Source organism: Pseudalkalibacillus sp. R45, from assembly GCF_052246725.1.
In the GTDB taxonomy this organism is placed as follows: Bacteria; Bacillota; Bacilli; order Bacillales; family Fictibacillaceae; genus Pseudalkalibacillus.
Window position 1 is genome coordinate 103,594 of sequence record NZ_JBQQCL010000011.1, and the last position, 16,775, is coordinate 120,368.

8 protein-coding genes are annotated in these 16,775 nt (G+C 43.5%); 5 read left to right on the forward strand and 3 right to left on the reverse strand.

The features are described from left to right. Positions 1-90: 90 nt before the first annotated feature. Entirely contained in the window at positions 91-1,305 is a 1,215-nt protein-coding gene (gene hmpA / locus ACTWQL_RS17585; protein WP_443143732.1) for an NO-inducible flavohemoprotein, read from the forward strand. A gap of 49 nt (positions 1,306-1,354) precedes the next feature. Here hmpA and msrB read toward each other — a convergent pair whose 3' ends face one another. Then, entirely contained in the window at positions 1,355-2,320 is a 966-nt protein-coding gene (gene msrB / locus ACTWQL_RS17590; protein WP_443143733.1) for a peptide-methionine (R)-S-oxide reductase MsrB, read from the reverse strand. A 548-nt stretch (positions 2,321-2,868) separates the two neighbouring features. On the opposite strand from msrB, the gene ACTWQL_RS17595 reads away from it, so the two are divergent. From ACTWQL_RS17595 to ACTWQL_RS17610, 4 genes are read left to right on the forward strand one after another with little or no spacing between them, the layout of a single operon-like run. Then, a complete protein-coding gene (locus tag ACTWQL_RS17595) occupies positions 2,869-3,480 on the forward strand; it encodes a TetR/AcrR family transcriptional regulator (RefSeq protein WP_443143734.1) in 612 nt (203 codons plus the stop codon). Continuing rightward, entirely contained in the window at positions 3,473-4,324 is an 852-nt protein-coding gene (locus tag ACTWQL_RS17600) for an ABC transporter ATP-binding protein (RefSeq protein WP_443143735.1), read from the forward strand. Before ACTWQL_RS17595 ends, ACTWQL_RS17600 begins: the two co-directional genes overlap by 8 nt. Next, positions 4,321-5,007 carry a fluoroquinolone export ABC transporter permease subunit gene (locus ACTWQL_RS17605; protein WP_443143736.1) on the forward strand — a complete coding sequence of 229 codons (687 nt, stop codon included), beginning with the start codon at positions 4,321-4,323 and terminating at the stop codon, positions 5,005-5,007. Before ACTWQL_RS17600 ends, ACTWQL_RS17605 begins: the two co-directional genes overlap by 4 nt. A 1-nt stretch (position 5,008) precedes the next feature. After that, a complete protein-coding gene (locus ACTWQL_RS17610; RefSeq protein ID WP_443143737.1) occupies positions 5,009-5,731 on the forward strand; it encodes a hypothetical protein in 723 nt (240 codons plus the stop codon). 297 nt (positions 5,732-6,028) lie between these two features. Here ACTWQL_RS17610 and ACTWQL_RS17615 read toward each other — a convergent pair whose 3' ends face one another. Together ACTWQL_RS17615 and ACTWQL_RS17620 are read right to left on the reverse strand one after the other, a co-directional pair. After that, positions 6,029-7,213 carry a class I SAM-dependent methyltransferase gene (locus ACTWQL_RS17615; protein WP_443143738.1) on the reverse strand — a complete coding sequence of 395 codons (1,185 nt, stop codon included), beginning with the start codon at positions 7,211-7,213 and terminating at the stop codon, positions 6,029-6,031. A 107-nt stretch (positions 7,214-7,320) separates the two neighbouring features. Then, positions 7,321-16,722, reverse strand: coding sequence for a carboxypeptidase regulatory-like domain-containing protein (locus tag ACTWQL_RS17620; protein ID WP_443143739.1), 9,402 nt, complete (start codon positions 16,720-16,722; stop codon positions 7,321-7,323). Between the last annotated feature and the right edge of the window lie 53 nt (positions 16,723-16,775).

A 16,775-nucleotide genomic window follows, 5' to 3' on the forward strand; every position in this document is an offset into this window, starting at 1 on the left:
CTTTTACTTAATTGTTGATTAGTAAAACCTTTCCGAGGGCAATCAACAATAACAAAGCCAAATTTTCAAAAAATGAAGGAGCTGGTTTAGATGCTAGATCAAAAGACCATTCAAACTATCAAAGCGACTGTTCCTGTACTTAAAGAACATGGGACTACAATTACGTCCCGTTTTTATGAATTGCTTTTCAAAAATCATCCTGAACTATTGAACCTATTCAACCATTCCAATCAACATAAAGGGCGTCAACAAGGCGCACTTGCAAATGCAGTCTATGCAGCTGCTGTCCATATCGATCGTCTCGAAGAAATCCTTCCAGCCGTAAAGCAGATCGCCCATAAACACCGTAGTTTAGGGGTAAAACCTGAGCAATATCCTGTTGTTGGTGAAAACCTTCTGAAAGCGATAAAAGATGTCCTGGGGGATGCAGCAACAGATGAAATTCTCGATGCGTGGGCAAAAGCTTATGGAGTGATCGCAGATGTGTTCATCCAGGTAGAGGATGAGATGTATAAAGAAGCGGCCGAACAACGTGGAGGATGGGATGACTTCCGTGAATTCGAATTGGTAAGGAAAGAAACTGAAAGTAAAGTCATCACTTCATTCTACTTAAAGCCTGTGGACGGCGGGGAGATTGCCGATTTCACTCCAGGACAATATGTAAGTGTAAAAGTACAGATTCCGAATGATCCACACACACATATTCGCCAATACAGCTTGTCTGATACACCTGACAAGGATCATTACCGTCTTTCCATCAAACGTGAAGGTCGTGTTTCTCTGCACCTTCATGACAATTTGAAGGAAGGTGATCGTGTTCTCTTGAGTGCTCCAGCAGGAGACTTCACGCTCAATACAGAAACAAAGCGCCCACTTGTACTGATCGGTGCTGGTGTCGGCCTTACGCCTCTTGTAAGCATGCTGGAAACAACATTGATCCAGACACCAGATCGTGAGGTTCATTACATCCATGCTTCGATCGATGGGGAATATCAAGCAATGGGCAGCCGGATCCTTAAATTAGTTGAAAGCCATGAACAGCTGAAAGCATACTTCTGTTTTGAAAAACCATCTGAAGACGATAAGCAAAATCAATGCTTTGCAAAGGAAGGTTACATTGATTTGCCGTGGTTAGAAACAATCATACCGGACGATGCTGATTACTACATTTGCGGACCTGAAGGCTTCATGAAAATGGCCATCAATGGATTGAAAAAACTTGAAGTGCCTGAAGAACAAATCAACTATGAATTCTTCGGACCAGCTATCGACCTCAGCGAAGATAAGGTTACTGTAAAAAATTAAGAGTTTATGAAAAAAAGGAGGTGGACCCAGTCCGCCTCCTTTGTCTCATTCAATCAAACAATTGTCTGTATTCGCCATAGCCTTCATTTTCAAGTTCTTCTTTTGGGATGAAACGAAGTGCTGAAGAGTTGATACAATATCTCAACCCATTTTCATCTGGACCATCATTGAATACATGCCCCAAATGGGAGTCACCGAATTTACTTCGAACCTCTGTCCGGATCATGAAATGGCTTAAATCTTTCTTTTCTTTGATCCGTGTCGAGTGGAGTGGTTTTGTAAAACTTGGCCAACCACAACCCGCATCATATTGGTCTTTCGAACTGAATAACGGTTCTCCAGATACGATATCGACATAAATTCCTTCTCGTTCATTATTCCAGTATTCATTTTTGAACGGTGGCTCTGTCCCATTTTTCTGCGTTACATTGTATTGCAAATCATCCAATTCTTTTCGGAGCTTGTCGTCATCCTTTTCCATCACCCAAGTTTTCTCGATGAAACCTTTTCGTCCCGACCCTTTATAATAGCGGTCATAATGATCGGGGTTCTTTTTGTAATACTTCTGATGTTGGCTTTCTGCAGGATAAAAGGTTGAAGCCGGTAGAATATCTGTCACAATCGGTTTTGAGAACCGTCCGCTTTGCTCCAGGATTTTCTTTGATGCTTCCGCAAGCTCTTTTTGTTGTTCATTATGATAATAGATGGCCGTTTTATAAGTTTCCCCGCGATCATGGAATTGGCCTCCAGGATCTGTCGGATCGATTTGCTGCCAGTAAAGCGTAAGGAGTTTTTCATACGGAAAAACGTCGGGGTCAAATGTGATTTGCACCGCCTCACGATGCCCGGTTGTATTCGTAACCACTTCCATATATGTCGGATTTTCTGTATGGCCGCCTGTATAGCCCGATACGACTTTTTTGATTCCTGGCATTTCCTCGAACGGTTTTACCATGCACCAGAAGCAACCACCAGCGAATGTCGCAAGCTCTAGAAATTGATTGTTTTCTGCCATGTTGAAGCCCCCTATCTATAATAGACTATATCTTGTATTTTCTTATTTGCTGAAAAAATTTTCTTATTTCTAATCATATCGATTTGTATAAGTTTGGCAAGCGAAAAGGTTTATAAAATACAGGTATTTCTAAACGTTGCGGTGATGTAAAGTCGAAGTTCCATTTAAGCGTGATGGTGCGGGGTTCTCCTAGTTTGTTTATTATTCCCGCTGGAGTGTTATCAATACGGCTCGTTTTCGGACAATATTGCACTCCTTCTTCCTCTCCCTGTCCGAAGTTGACCCACGTTCGGACAGCTTATCGCTTTTTTCTTCTCTTCCTGTCTGAAGGTGGCCCTTGTTCGGACAGTTTAACGCTCTTTCCTCCTCTTCCCAGCCGAAGTTGGCCCCTGTTCGGACAGCATTTCGCTTTTTTCCTCCTCTTCTTGTCCAAACTTAAGCTGGTTTCTGATACATTTTTCCGTATTGCTTTTTCGTGAATAATTTAATAAAATATTCATGAACAAAAATAAAATTTATTCATAATGACTGTGGAGGGACTGATCACCATGGCTAAAGGATTTGATACAAAGGAAAAAGCGAGAATACGTAGTTCCTTGCTCGAAGAAGGACGTAAAGCATTCGTGCAAAACGGTTTACGTAAAACGAACGTCGCCACCCTCACAGGTGCTGCAGGGATTGCCCAGGGCTCCTTCTACCTTTTCTTCCCTTCCAAAGAAGAGCTTTATTTTGAAGTAATTGAAGAAGAAGAGGCGAAAATCAAAAAAGCATTACAGGATGAATTTCTTGACCAGCCTTTGACGAAAGAAGTTTTCAAAACGTTCTTGATCCGTGGATTGGCCTTGATCAGTGAAAATTCAATCATCCAACAACTATTACAAGGGGATGACTTCCAGCGTCTCACCAAAAAACTCTCAACTGAAAAATTGAAGCAACACGCTGAAAATGATGTATTCGCACTGACGCCATTCTTGGAAAAGTGGAGAAAGCAAGGGAATCTGAAAGAAGAGCGGCCAGAAATCATCACTGCCATCTTGCGGTCCTTTTTCTTGATGACCCTTCATAAAAAAGAAATTGGCGTAGATGTTTTTGATGTGACAGTTGAACGAATAGCGGAGCTTTATGCAGACGGACTAGTGAAGGAAGAGACAAATGATTGAGGTCCATGATTTGTCATACACATACCCCGGCAAACGTGAATCGTCGATTAAAAACCTCAATTTTTCCATTCCGAAAGGTGAAATATTCGGTTTCCTCGGTCCATCTGGTGCAGGAAAAAGTACAACGCAAAACGTTTTGATCGGAATTTTAAAAGATTATGAGGGTTCTGTCCAATTATTTGGAAATGAGCTCCATAACACAGATAACCAACTCTACAATACGATTGGTGTGGCATTTGAAAGACCAAATTTCTATAGTAAATTCACCGCTTCAGAAAATCTGGTCTATTTCAGCAGGCTTTATGACAAACCTGTGAAAGAACCTGACAAACTTCTTACTAGACTGGGATTACAAGACGTGCTCCATACGAGGGTCAGTCATTTTTCAAAAGGGATGAAAATGAGGTTGAATCTCTGTCGCGCATTGTTGCATGAACCAGAAATTCTCTTCTTGGATGAACCAACATCTGGACTCGACCCAGTTAATACGAAAGTCGTCAAAGAACTTCTCCTCGAGCAAAAAAGTGCAGGAAAAACGATCATCATCTCCACTCACAACATGCATATTGCTGAAGAAATCTGTGATCGTGTCGCTTTCATCGTTGACGGTGAACTCAAACTTATCGATTCTCCAGAACGCTTAAAGCTCCAAAACATAAAGATTCTTTCGATTCGATACCAGGAGGGTGATCAGGTAAAAAAACTCGAACTTCCGCTGAAAGGTTTAGAACAAAACGAGCGTTTCCTGCACTTATTGAAACTTGACCTGATCCTTTCCATGCATACGACGGAACCCTCACTTGAAGATATTTTCATTAAAGTTACAGGGAGGCAGCTCCAATGAGGCTATTGACCTCTATCGCATTTGATGTCCGGTATCAGTTCCGACATGGCTTTTATGCGGCTTATGCGCTCATATCCCTTATCTATATTTTTATTTTGATCACGATTCCAGAACAGTGGATGGATCCCATATTCACACTTATCATCTTTTCGGATCCAAGCTTTTTGGGGGCTTTTTTTGTAGGTGGAATCGTCCTTCTTGAAAAAGGGGATCACATACTGGATAACTTGTTCGTCACCCCTTATACGATTCGTGAGTATTTGCTTTCAAAAGCTCTATCCCTTGCATTGTTGACCATTCTATCCACGTTGATTATCAAATGGACCGTATTCGGTTTCAGGTTGGACTGGTTCTTTTTATCAGGGATTGTATTGACGTCGATGTTTTTCACATTGCTTGGGATTGTAATCGGTGCGAAGGTGGACACATTGAACCAGTATTTACTTCTGTCATCTGTGTATGTCACTCCTTTCGCTTTGCCCATTCTCCTGTTTTTTGAAGTAGTTGATTGGGAATGGATAAAAATCATACCGAGTTATGCATCTCTGCTGCTGATTGACAGGCAGCTTTCAATTCCAGAAGCGCTGGTGGCATTGTTTTACCTCTGTTTATCAATTTTCTTGCTTTTGCCTTATGCCTATCGATGCTTTCATCATAATGTCGTTTTAAAAAAGAAGGGATAACATGCAATGGAATAAAATGTGGCTGCAGGTAAACTATGATTTGAAGAATATCAAAAGAGACCTCGTCCTTCTTATGTCTCTGTTTGCCCCATTGATCTTGGCTACTCTTCTCAAATTTGGTTTCCCACCTTTGGAAAGACTAGTTGTGACCAGTTTTCAGGTGTCATTGGCATCCTATTTCCCATTGATGGTGGTCACATGTTTACTTGTAACACCTTTTACAGTCGGGATGCTTAGTGGGTTTCTCATTCTCGATGAACGGGACGAACAAATACTGAGTTATTTATCCATTACACCTGTCTCTAAGTCACATTTTATTTTATACCGACTTCTCTTTCCTGTTGTGATCTGCATTTTGGCAGCTGGTTTATTGTTATATGTGAACGCCTGGGAGGTAATTTCTTTATGGGAATTGGCTGTTTTGCTTGTTCTGTCCTTGGAGGCGCCGATCGTAGCCCTTATGATGGCGGTATTCGCTGATAATAAAGTGGAAGGATTGGCACTCGGAAAAGTGATCAGTATCAGCGTTGCCGCACCGATTGTCGGTTTCTTCATCGACTCTGAATGGAAATGGATAGGGTTTGTTTTTCCACCATTCTGGATTGCAGAGGTGTTTTTCGCAACTTCCCCCAGTATGAAAGCAACCCTGCTTTGCGGAGCCTTGCTCTACCATGCTTTCATCATCTGGTGGTTGATCCGGAAACTGGAGAACAAAATTGGATAGTGTCGAAGAGGGGGTGCAATTGGCAAAGATTCAAGTAGTTTCGAATTCTAACGGACATCAGAGGCTATTTCTGTTTAAAAAGGGGATTTCATAGATCTAACGGACATACAGGACCTCAGGTTGTCGCTTTTCTCACTCCTTGCTGTCCCAATAAACCCGCTAAATTTTCAACACAGTGAAAAGTGCTCATAACAAAAGAGGGACTGTCCAAAGAAAGGTGTCAGAACCACGATTTTTCGCAAATTGTTGTTACGTTCGGAGAGACTCAGACACTTTTTGGACTGCCCCTTTACAATCTCATTCAGGTTTTTGAGCCACGAGTGTAAACAGTTTGGGAAGACCGATATCGTGGACCTTTTGATTTGGTTCTTCATCAAGTACTTTGACAATGAGGCCCGTTTTGGCAACTGCAGTAATCAATTCACCGAGCGTCCATTTCCGCTGCAGCACTTTCATCATTTCTTTTTTTTCGTCAGCAGAGTACTTGGAAAAAGCGACATTCCTGTTTTCAATCGTTGGATCAAAATAGTTCCCACTTACCTTATGCTTTTTCCCTTTCGAAGTAATCAGTTTGGTCGAAATCGGGTGGAACTCATGTAACACAAATGTCCCTCCCGGCTTTAATAAGCGATTTATCACCTCTACAAGTGGATCCAGACTGATATAGTAATGGAGCACCCCCAGTTCCATCAAGACGAAATCAAATGCATGATCTTCTTCCTCCTTATCTGTAAAAGAAAGTACATCTGAAACGACATACCGGATATCGACATCTGCTTGATCAGCAACCGCATCTGCAAAAGCTGCATTTTCCTTAGAGAAATCAACGACGGTCACATCCGCTCCTAATAATGATAAAGCGACTGCCTTAATGCCATTTGATCCCATCAGGTGGGCAATTCTTTTCTCTTCGACAGGCTTCATATGGCGATAGAAAGAGTTGCTCAACCTTCCTTCAGGGTTCTGTTTTATTTTTGCAGCAACATCACCAGGTTCACCGTGACGGTTGATCAATGCTTGAAAATTGTCTTGATTCCAGGCAGCTTGATTCTGTTCAGTCATCTGCATTTGCAACTCGAACAGATGGCTGTTGATCAACGCTTCGTATCGAGGGTCGGCCAAAATTGCATAAAGCGACTGGCACCAAAGATGCTGCCCGTTCATCTCAATTTGAATTCGGTAAGGATCCGTCCTTAAGGCTTTATTGTAGTTGCATTGCACACTAACCGGAACCTTCTCCATACTGAAATGAAAACTTCCCTGGTCTTTTGTCTTCTCAATGGCTGTCGGTGTATACGGCAAAAATGTCTCATGAACTGTTCCAAGAAGATCCCACTGCACTTCTACAGTAACTTCTGCTGGTTTCGAGAGAACGTCCTGTAAAAAAAGGGCTGCTTCCCCAACGAATTGATAGGGAATCGATTGTTGCTCGAAAACGGCAACGATATTGCCGATCGTCAATTCATAATCTGATGAATGCATTCTGTTTCCTCCGTCAACATGTGTATCTCATTATAAGATGACAGAATCAAACCCAAAATTCAATAAAACAGGCACCCCTTTCAAAAGAGGCGCCTGTTTGGCATGAATCAATTTGCTAATTGAAGTTCTTTTATCGTAATCGTGAGTGGATCATAGGAAATCTTATCGCCATCTCCCATTATTGCAGTGATCTGATAGGTGTATTCTTGGCCTGGTTCAACAGTTTCGTCCGTAAAGCTAACTTCTTTCACTTCTGAAATCTGTTCTCCATTCCGTTCGATAACATATCGTTCTGCATCTTGGGCTTTCCAGGTCAATTGAACATTCCCATCTTTCACTGTTGCCTCTGCTTCAGGCTGGGTATCCGGTTTACCTGCCACGATGACATGAAGTCGATTTTCAGACTCTGCCGTCCCAGCAAAGTTCTCAGCCTCAGCACGAAGGAAGTAGCTGCCGTTTCCGATCTCCAACTCGATTTCGAATGTACCATCAGGCTTCGTTTGAACTGAACCAAGTTCATTACGAGCATTTCCTCTCTCTGCATATACATGGACCGTTGTACCTGGATCAGCTTTTCCAGTCACGATCACCGGTTCATGCTTGAATTTCAATTCTTCATCATCCCATTCTGGGGCGTTTGGTGCTTGTTGTTCAGCATCCATCGCCCATTTCAGAGAGTTGGTGAAGAGTTGTTTCCCTTCTTCAGTCCAACCATATTCAGGACCGATGATGTTCGTCACAGCAAAGGAAGATAGCAGTAAGTGCATGTGACTTTCGCTTCTGAATTCATATGCGATTGAGGATCCTTTTTCAGTTTCATCTACTAACAATTCTGCCAATGTCATGCCTGGATAATCTTTGAACGTGGAATATGGACTCTTGGCTGCATGCACTTTGATCGGTGTATCTTCATTTCCTTCTTCCACAAGACCTTCAAATAATGGGTGGTCTTTCAGCGGTTGGATGTATACTGCTCCCTCATCATAACCATGCTGGTCTTTTTGAGGATATCCTTCTGCTGTTTCAAGGAGTTGAATCGAACCTTCGCCGACACCCCAAGTTCCAACAAACACGACGCTGACTTGTTTTTCATCTGATTCTTCAATCAATTGTTCCACTTGTTCTGTTGTACCTTCTTTAGTATTGACGAGTATGAGGCTGTAATCTTCTACTTGTCCAAGAAGATTCCAATCTCTAGACTCTGCGTAGACTTCTTGATCATTCAAGAAATTGACTAGCGCATCATTCACATCTCCGAGAACAGCCACTTGGTAAGCGTTCATCGACAGATTCGCCTCAACATCTTCTTCACCAACTGTAATGGTTTCTGTTGATGGCAAGTAACCGTCAACCTCCATCTTCAGCTCATAATTCCCTGGAAGAAGATTTTCGAATGCGTAGCCTCCTGAGACATCGGTTGTCGTTTCTTCCACAAATCCAGCTGGGTCCTCTGGCGTTAGTGTCAATTGGACTCCTTCAATACCATCTTCTGTTTCAGCATTGATGATTTGTCCAGATAACGACACGCCTTCGATTGCCTCCATTGTGAAATTCAACGTGACTGAATCTCCAAGCTCAGCTACATCAGCTTCCTTGACCTGTTCGACAAATCCTCGTGCCTGAACCTTCACCTCGTAATGACCTACGCCAACACCTAATCTGTAAGATCCATCATCAGTAGTCGTTACTTCGATTCCTTCTGATGGAATTGTAACTTTTGCGTTTGAAATTGGATTTCCGTCTGCATCGGTAACCGTACCTTTGATTTCACCAAGACTTGCTGTTGTCGCAAAATCAATCGCATTCAAGTAGATTTGTTTTGCTTCATCTGTCCAGCGACTTTCTGGTGAACCGTATCCGCCAGCTTGTAGTCCGGATAAAAGGACATGCACGTTGTTGGCAGTCGGATACTTGATGCCGATTCCTTCACCAAGTACACCTTCTTCATCATGCGTTAAAGAACCGATTGTCGTTCCTGAGAAGTTCTCGTAAACGGAATACTGCTGATTGCTGTTTCCATTGTTCAAAATTTCGATTTCATCTCCAACTTCAAAACCACTGAAAATCGGATGCAGCTGATCGACTTTAACATTGATAGACTGGCTCTCGAATGAAGATCTGACGCTTTCCGGATCTCCATAAGCATCAGCAAGACTCTTGATCGTTCCGCCGCCATACTGGCTGACAAAGATCATGCTAACTTCAAGCTCATTCGCTTCTTCCACAAATGCTCTGAACTGATCATTAGTCATCGAATAATCCTTATCGTTAAAGATGACCAATTGATAATCCGCAAGTGCTTGCTGTAGGGATTCATAATCATCTCTTTGATAGAAATCGACATCATACCCATTCGATTCAAGGAATGGAACCAATCTTGCTTCGTTCGGACTATAGCCAATGACCGCAAGTTTTTGAGATGTCTGCATCGAGAAGGTCAAATCGACTTCTTCTCCTGCGACTACTTGAACATTTGATTGTGTATTCGCACCGTATCCGGAAGCCAATACTTTAATATCATATTCCCCTTCAGGAGCCGATACGCTGAATTCACCATTTTCATCTGTGGAAGCCTCGATTGGCGTTCCTAAGAATGAAACAGAAGCATCGGCTATAGGATCACCTGTTTCTCCATCCTTGACGATTCCATTCACGACCCCTGCATTTTCTGCAGTAAGTTCAAACGTTTCCTCGAGTGTATCTCCGTTGGAAATGTTCACAGTGAATGTTTTTTCTTCATGTCCAAATGCATTGATTGTCAATTCGTAGCTGCCTTCTTCAAGCCCTGCGTAGAAACTTCCTTCTGAATCGGTTTCAATTGTTTTCCCATTCTCCGCAATTTCTACCGTCGCTTTTACAGCCATTCCTTGATCGTTGACTACTTGACCGTGGAGTTCTCCAACAAGCGCTTCTTCGTTATCAAGCGCCCAGAGGAGTGCGTTGTTCAAGATCTTTTCACGGACAGGATCGAAGGATTGATTGGTATTCCACACATGGCTGTATGTCATATTTGCTAGTAAAATCTCGACCGAATCATTTGTCCGTCCTTTATACGCGACCATACTGCCCTGGTCACCCGTGTTGTCATTCTTGAATTCAACTGCTGTATGACCGGAGTATCCATCAAAGCCATAGTAGTAATCAAAACGTGCTGGGATGTCGAAGGTTTCGTTCAAGTCTAATCCTTCTGTAAGCGGGTGTTCTTCAACGACAGTTCCCTGTGAACCTTCTTCACTACCTCCAAAAACAGTGGTTGGATCATTTAGATAATCCTGCAAGAATCTGATTGAACCTCTGCCGCCATCCTGTCCTGTCCAAATGACAGATGTCTTGGTTTCATCCAATGCTTTCAGGAAGGCTTTAAACTCGGATTCAGATGGCACTTGACTACCAGTGTAATCTGAATTTGCGAACACGAGATCCATTTCGGCCAAACGGTCTGTATCTTCATAACCGATATATTCGACAAGGTATCCGCGCTCTTCTAGATACTCTTTCAATGTTGTATATCCTGAAGCAGTAATATCGACGATGACACCGACAGTTGGAGATGGTTTCAAGTCAATCGGCAGTGTGACCTCTTCACTGTCTGTGATTTCCACCTCGATATCCTGACGCACATAGCCGTCTTTTTCTACACGTAACGTATACGTTCCCGGTTCAAGCCGTTCGATTGAATATTGTCCTTGTGTATTTGTCGTTGTTGCTCGTGGAACGTCCAGAACATCAATCGTCGCGCCTTCGACTGCGTTTCCATCCTTTTCACTTTCGATCACACCGGTAATTGATCCGACATTATCCTTTACATCCATATCGATCGTCAATGGTGTACTGTTTTCAGAAACATTGACTGTCATAGTCTCTGATTGATAACCGAAGGATTGAATTTCAACTTCATATTCACCATCCAGGATCGCAATTGAGAATGTGCCATCCTCAGGGTTCGTCTTATCAGAGAAATCCATTCCGTTGACTTTGACTTCGGCATCTAATGGATTCCCTGCCTCGTCCGTGATGGTTCCACTGATGGTTGAGTATTGTGCCTCTGCTGCCCATAATACAGTATTTACAAGCAGTTCTTTCGCTTCAGGTGTGTAGTCGTCTGCGTCATGTGAGAAATAGAACCCGTGTCCAGCCATGAGTACTTCCATACTGCCTGAAGTCCTTGGCTTATAGGCAAGACCGGTGCCGTATGGTTCAGAATCACCTTCATGTTTGATTTGTGCTAGAGGATAACCGCTATACCCATCAAAAGCACCGATGTCGCTGGCAGCTGGTATAAGGAGCTCAATAAAGTCCCCTACCTTTGCGCCATTGAAAATTGGATGCTCTTGCGTCACCTGATATCCTGCTGCAAGTGTCGATCCACTAAAAGTCTCTCTTGTTTCAGGATCACCTCTAAGGTCGACAAGTTGTTCGATACCAGAGCCGCTCCAATAATGTTCACCGAAAATCACGCTTGTTTCATGTTCATCTGCTGCTTTCATCATTGCGTCGAATTCGGATTTGTTGAAGTCGCCATCGTTAAAGAATACAACATCATAGTTTCCGATTTGTTCAGCAGCATCTCCTTCTGGTATTTCTGTAACTTCGACTCCTATATCATTGAATACAGAAGCAAAGTTTCGTTCAGCTGACCAGTAATCACCAATGACAGCAAGTTGAGGTACTGGAGAAAGTTCGACATTCAGTTCTCCTTCAAACCTTGCCATATCAATCTGTTCAGACTTATTGATGTACCCTTCTTTTTCAATGGTGATGGTATAGACGATGTCTTCTAAATCCGATACTTCATATCGTCCGTTCGTGCCCGTTGTCGTTTCCGCTACGACATCACCGGCTTCATTTGTTACTGTAACCTGTGCTTCTTTCACTACCTGTTGGGTATTCGAATCTGTTACAAGTCCTGTGATCGTACCGCCATTCGAGGCCCCAAGTGTGATAAACACTTCCGCAGGTTCTCCATGGGTGAACGTCACTTCTTGTGTTTGCGTTTCATAACCGAGTGCGCGGATTTCCATCGTATACGTTCCTGGATCATGGAATAATTCATAATCTGCATTCGCCCCAGAACCTTCTCCAAGAACCGCTTGTGTTTTCACACCGGTTTCAACAATTTCGATTTGAGCTTCTACAGGTTCGCCATCGACGTCCACGACAGTTCCCGATACATGTCCATATTCCGCTTCGTTCAAGAAATCAATACCGTTGAACAGAATTTGCTGTTGTGCGCCCAACCACCCTTGTAAAGGTGAAATCCAAGGTGCTGCACCGTGGCTCGAAAGAAGGAGATGTGCACTGTCTTCCGATACCGCTTTATACGCGACCCCTGAACCGACAAACCCTAATGACGTATTTCCAATTGATCCGAGATGGCGTCCAGAGTACTGATTGAACCATGTCAGATCCCCGGTACGTTCGAAGAGTGTCATTCGATCACCGACTTCATACCCTTCAAAAATCGGGTGGGCAACATCGACTTCAAGTCTTACAGCGCCACCGTCATATTGGTGATCAAATTCTTTCGGATCGCCATAATACTCGTTTAAATGTTCAATTGATCCATAGCTCGAACCCCATTGATCGGCGAAAATCAAATTCACATCATGCTCTTCAGCAGCTTGGACCAATGAATCAAAGGTGGCTGCATCAGGCTGTTCGCCACCGGAACCATAAGCTCCGTTCAGATAAACGACCTGATAACGTTCGATATCCTCAACGATATCCCAATCACGTTCTTCAGCTGTATACCCATTGACATTCAGGAGTTTCGTCACTTCAGAATTCCAATCATTGAGTACAGCTATGTCGATCGGTTGCATTTCAACGTCGATGATCGTTTCTTCACCTGATGTAACAGTGATCATCTGTTTTTGTTCTACATAACCGTTCAATGATAGGACCAATTCATATTTTCCTTCAAAAACGGCTTCGTCTGTATACAATCCGTTTTCATTCGTCGTTCCTTCGACAGATGTATCTTTCAACAATATCTCAACATCTGAAAGGCCATCCTGGCTTCGCTGATCTTTTACCTGAATTTGCAGCGAACCTGTATCTGCGGCTTCTAATACATAATCTTTTGTACGTTCATACCCCGAAACAAAACGAATGGTTTCCTCCACCTGCTGTTTCCCGTATTGTGCAACCTTGACGGTATATTCACCAGGTCGATGTTCTAACGTGAAATTTCCATTTTCATCTGCTTCAACTTCAACGCCTGTTTCCAGTACAGAGACCTTCCCTTTTACCGGTTGTCCGTCTCCATCCTTCATGGTCCCAATCAATACGCCAGGAGATTGATAGCTTTGGATCCCTTTAGTATAAGGAACGAGAACCTTTCCTGGTAAGACCGGAAGCCCAGATGTGCTGTAATCTGGAAGCGGGAATTCTTTTAATCTTTTACCAGTGTAGACATCCAACGCATAAAAGGTTCCGCTTGTCCCAGCAACAAAGAGGATTCCATTGGATGTGACTGATCCATTGTGCAAGGCTGAACCGACTGCCCGATTCGTCCACACGATTTCTCCTGTTTCACGGTCAAATGCTCTTAAAAGAGGATGAGCGGCAGATGTCATCACGACAAGATCCTCATAAACAACAGGAGAACCAGCTTGAGTGTCACCGATGCCTTCTACCTTCCATATTTCTTCGCCGCTATTTGGATCAAGTTTATATAGTGTACCTGTTTCGGCATTGAAATTGGTACCGACCACATACAACTCTCCATCTACATAAACTGTACGAGCAGCGACACCTTCATTCGTAAGGGTTTTGCTCCAAACTTCAGAGCCATCAGCGATATCAATAGCCCGGATGGTCATGTTGTCGTAACTGCCGACATAGAGCTTGCCGTCACCTAAACTACCGCCAAAGAATGTCGGTGCGCCTAGAGGGGTGCTCCAAATCTTTTCACCAGTTTCGGCATTCAACGCAGTCACATGTGCATTTTCATCCAAACCTGATCCTACAAAAAGCTTTCCATCATGATAGATTGGTGATTCATAGACTGTTATAGAGTCAGTTTGGTAGTTCCATAAAATATTACCGTTTGAGAGATTGAGCGCATAGATCCGCCCATCTTGACCACCTGATAAATAGACGACTCCATCCTCAATCGTTGGGGTTGACCGGTTCGTCGCACCTAAACGGATGCTCCAATTTTCTTCACCTGTCTCAGTATCCAGATTTACGACCCAACCACGGTCTGTCGTCAGGACAACACTCTGATCGGCAACAGCAGGAGTCGAAAATAAAATTTCTCCTTTTGAGCCCAATTCATATTCCCAACCTAGATCCAATTTGTTTATATCAATCGAGGATGGTGATACTGCGTTACGGCCATTATTGTTGTTTGCCGTATTCCAGCCAGGCTTTGAACTGGATTCGGAAGCTCCCACTTCAATCTGGATGTTCTGATCGGCATCCATAGTCACTTCCAATGACGTGCCGGCAATCCCTTCACCGGATACCTGAAGCTCATAAGTGCCGACTGGTATTTGCCCTAGTGTAAAGTTCCCTTGTTCATCGGTTCGTGCAGGCTCTAATGGTGTATCCATTACACGGATATAAGCGAAAGGCACTGTATCACCACTGTCTGCTTCCACAACTTTCCCTTCGAGCGCATAGGATGTGGCACGTTCCAGTACCCACTCCACATCCGTCACTTCGTCTTTCTGGATATCGATGGTTAGAGTTTGGTCTTCATAGCCAAAGGACTTGATGACGACCTCGTGGCTGCCTTCTCTTATCTTCAAATCGATGACACCATCATCAGCAATATCATAGAACACACCATTGTTAAACTGAATCGTCCCGCTGATTGGTTCACCGTCTGCATTTTTCAATGTTCCTTTCAACTCTCCGGCAAATGCAGTCTCTGTCACCGCCTGATAAATGTCCACGATACCATGGCCATAAACATCATTCGGGAGTGCACCCATGAACGGTTCGACTCTTGCCGTGTCACGAAGCAGTTCTTTTATTTCATCGACTGTCAAATCAGGATTTGACTGGAGCAATAATGCAACTGCTCCTGTTACATGCGGAGTCGCCATTGATGTACCGCTTATCGTGTTGTATTTACCTTCCCCCTTAGCTGTCGGCCAGGCAGAATAGATATGATGTCCTGGTGCTGCTACATCCGGCTTTAGTAAGCGTACTTGATTACCATTCTCATCTTCCCAATAAACCGGTCCACGGCTGGAGAAGTATGCAATCTGGTCATTAACATCTGTTGCTCCGATCGCAAACGACTGCGGGAAACTTCCTGGAGCCCCGATCGTTTGTGATCCTGGTCCATCGTTTCCTGCCGCAAACATCGGAAAGATGCCTGCAGAAACCCAGGCTTGTACATCTTCATAAAACTCCATGTTGTAGGTGTTTGCATTACCCCAGGAGTTGTTCACGACATCAGGTGCTTTTGAAGTATCTCCGCCCGGTGCCATGAACCATTGGAATGCTTCATGAATAGCAGAGGTAGTCGTGGAACCGCCATCTGAAAAGATTTTGGCTGCGATCCATTCTGCTTCCGGTGCAACACCTATCGCTTCACCTGCGCCACCGCCCACTGCGGAACCAGCAACGTGAGTACCGTGTCCGTGTCCGTCACTCGGGGTGCTGTATCCTTCACCAGATAAGTCGATCCAAGAGTCGGAATGATCGCCGTCACGGCCGCGATAATTATGCTTCAAGGCTTCATGAGTCCCGTCGACCCCTGTGTCCATGATTCCGACAACGACCCCTTCACCTTTTAGACCATAATCACCCCAGACTTTCGTTGCTTTGATTTTTTCAAGACCCCATTGAGGTAACTTTGGAGGATTTTCATCCTGTTGAATTTCAGGTACTTTAAGGACACGGTCCAACGTGATCTGCTCAATGTCGTCCCTTTTTTGTAATTCCTTTAAAGCATCCTTTGATACAGTTGCTGACATCGCATTGATGATCCAGAAGCTCTTATTCTTTTTTGCTTTTCCTTTTTGTTCGAGTGAGTTCATTGCTTTATCGAGTGCTTTTTGAGAGGCTTTTGCTTTTTCTTCGAGGTGTGTTTTCAGCAGCTTTACTTTCTCTGCCTTTGATTTCTTTGCTTTGACTTGTGGAAAAATCGCTTCGATGTCGGGACGTTCTTTCATCCTGATGATGACGTCCACTTTTTCTTTCTTTTCCAATTGATTGAGGATATCTGCTTCAACCTTGTCAGGCTTTGTTTCAGCCTGTGGTGATTGGCCAGATAAAGATGGAGGTTCCCATCCGAGTCCTTCCATCAATGAGGCTAATTCAACCTCACCTTCTTTTCCTTGATCAGACGATTTTTCCTCGTTAGAGGTGTCTTCCGACTTTTCTTGATACTCCGCTTCCCGTTCCTTCTCTAGGAGGTCATGATCTACGGTAGCTGAGTTGTCTGATGCTGTTTCTGCGTATGTAGATTGAGGCGCAAACATAGAGAAAATAAGTAAAAAGCTGAACAGTAATGCGAAAAGCTTGCGGTTCCGTTTAAACCTTCGCAAATATTTTCACTCCTTTAGTTTTAGTCTTAAACCAAATTTACACAATAATTGAC

What these genes read in the sequence shown, in the direction of transcription:
- hmpA (WP_443143732.1), top strand. Translation starts at nt 91, where the DNA reads ATGCTAGATCAAAAGACCATTCAAACTATCAAAGCGACTGTTCCTGTA.
- msrB (WP_443143733.1), bottom strand. Translation starts at nt 2,320, where the DNA reads ATGGCAGAAAACAATCAATTTCTAGAGCTTGCGACATTCGCTGGTGGT.
- ACTWQL_RS17595 (WP_443143734.1), top strand. Translation starts at nt 2,869, where the DNA reads ATGGCTAAAGGATTTGATACAAAGGAAAAAGCGAGAATACGTAGTTCC.
- ACTWQL_RS17600 (WP_443143735.1), top strand. Translation starts at nt 3,473, where the DNA reads ATGATTGAGGTCCATGATTTGTCATACACATACCCCGGCAAACGTGAA.
- ACTWQL_RS17605 (WP_443143736.1), top strand. Translation starts at nt 4,321, where the DNA reads ATGAGGCTATTGACCTCTATCGCATTTGATGTCCGGTATCAGTTCCGA.
- ACTWQL_RS17610 (WP_443143737.1), top strand. Translation starts at nt 5,009, where the DNA reads ATGCAATGGAATAAAATGTGGCTGCAGGTAAACTATGATTTGAAGAAT.
- ACTWQL_RS17615 (WP_443143738.1), bottom strand. Translation starts at nt 7,213, where the DNA reads ATGCATTCATCAGATTATGAATTGACGATCGGCAATATCGTTGCCGTT.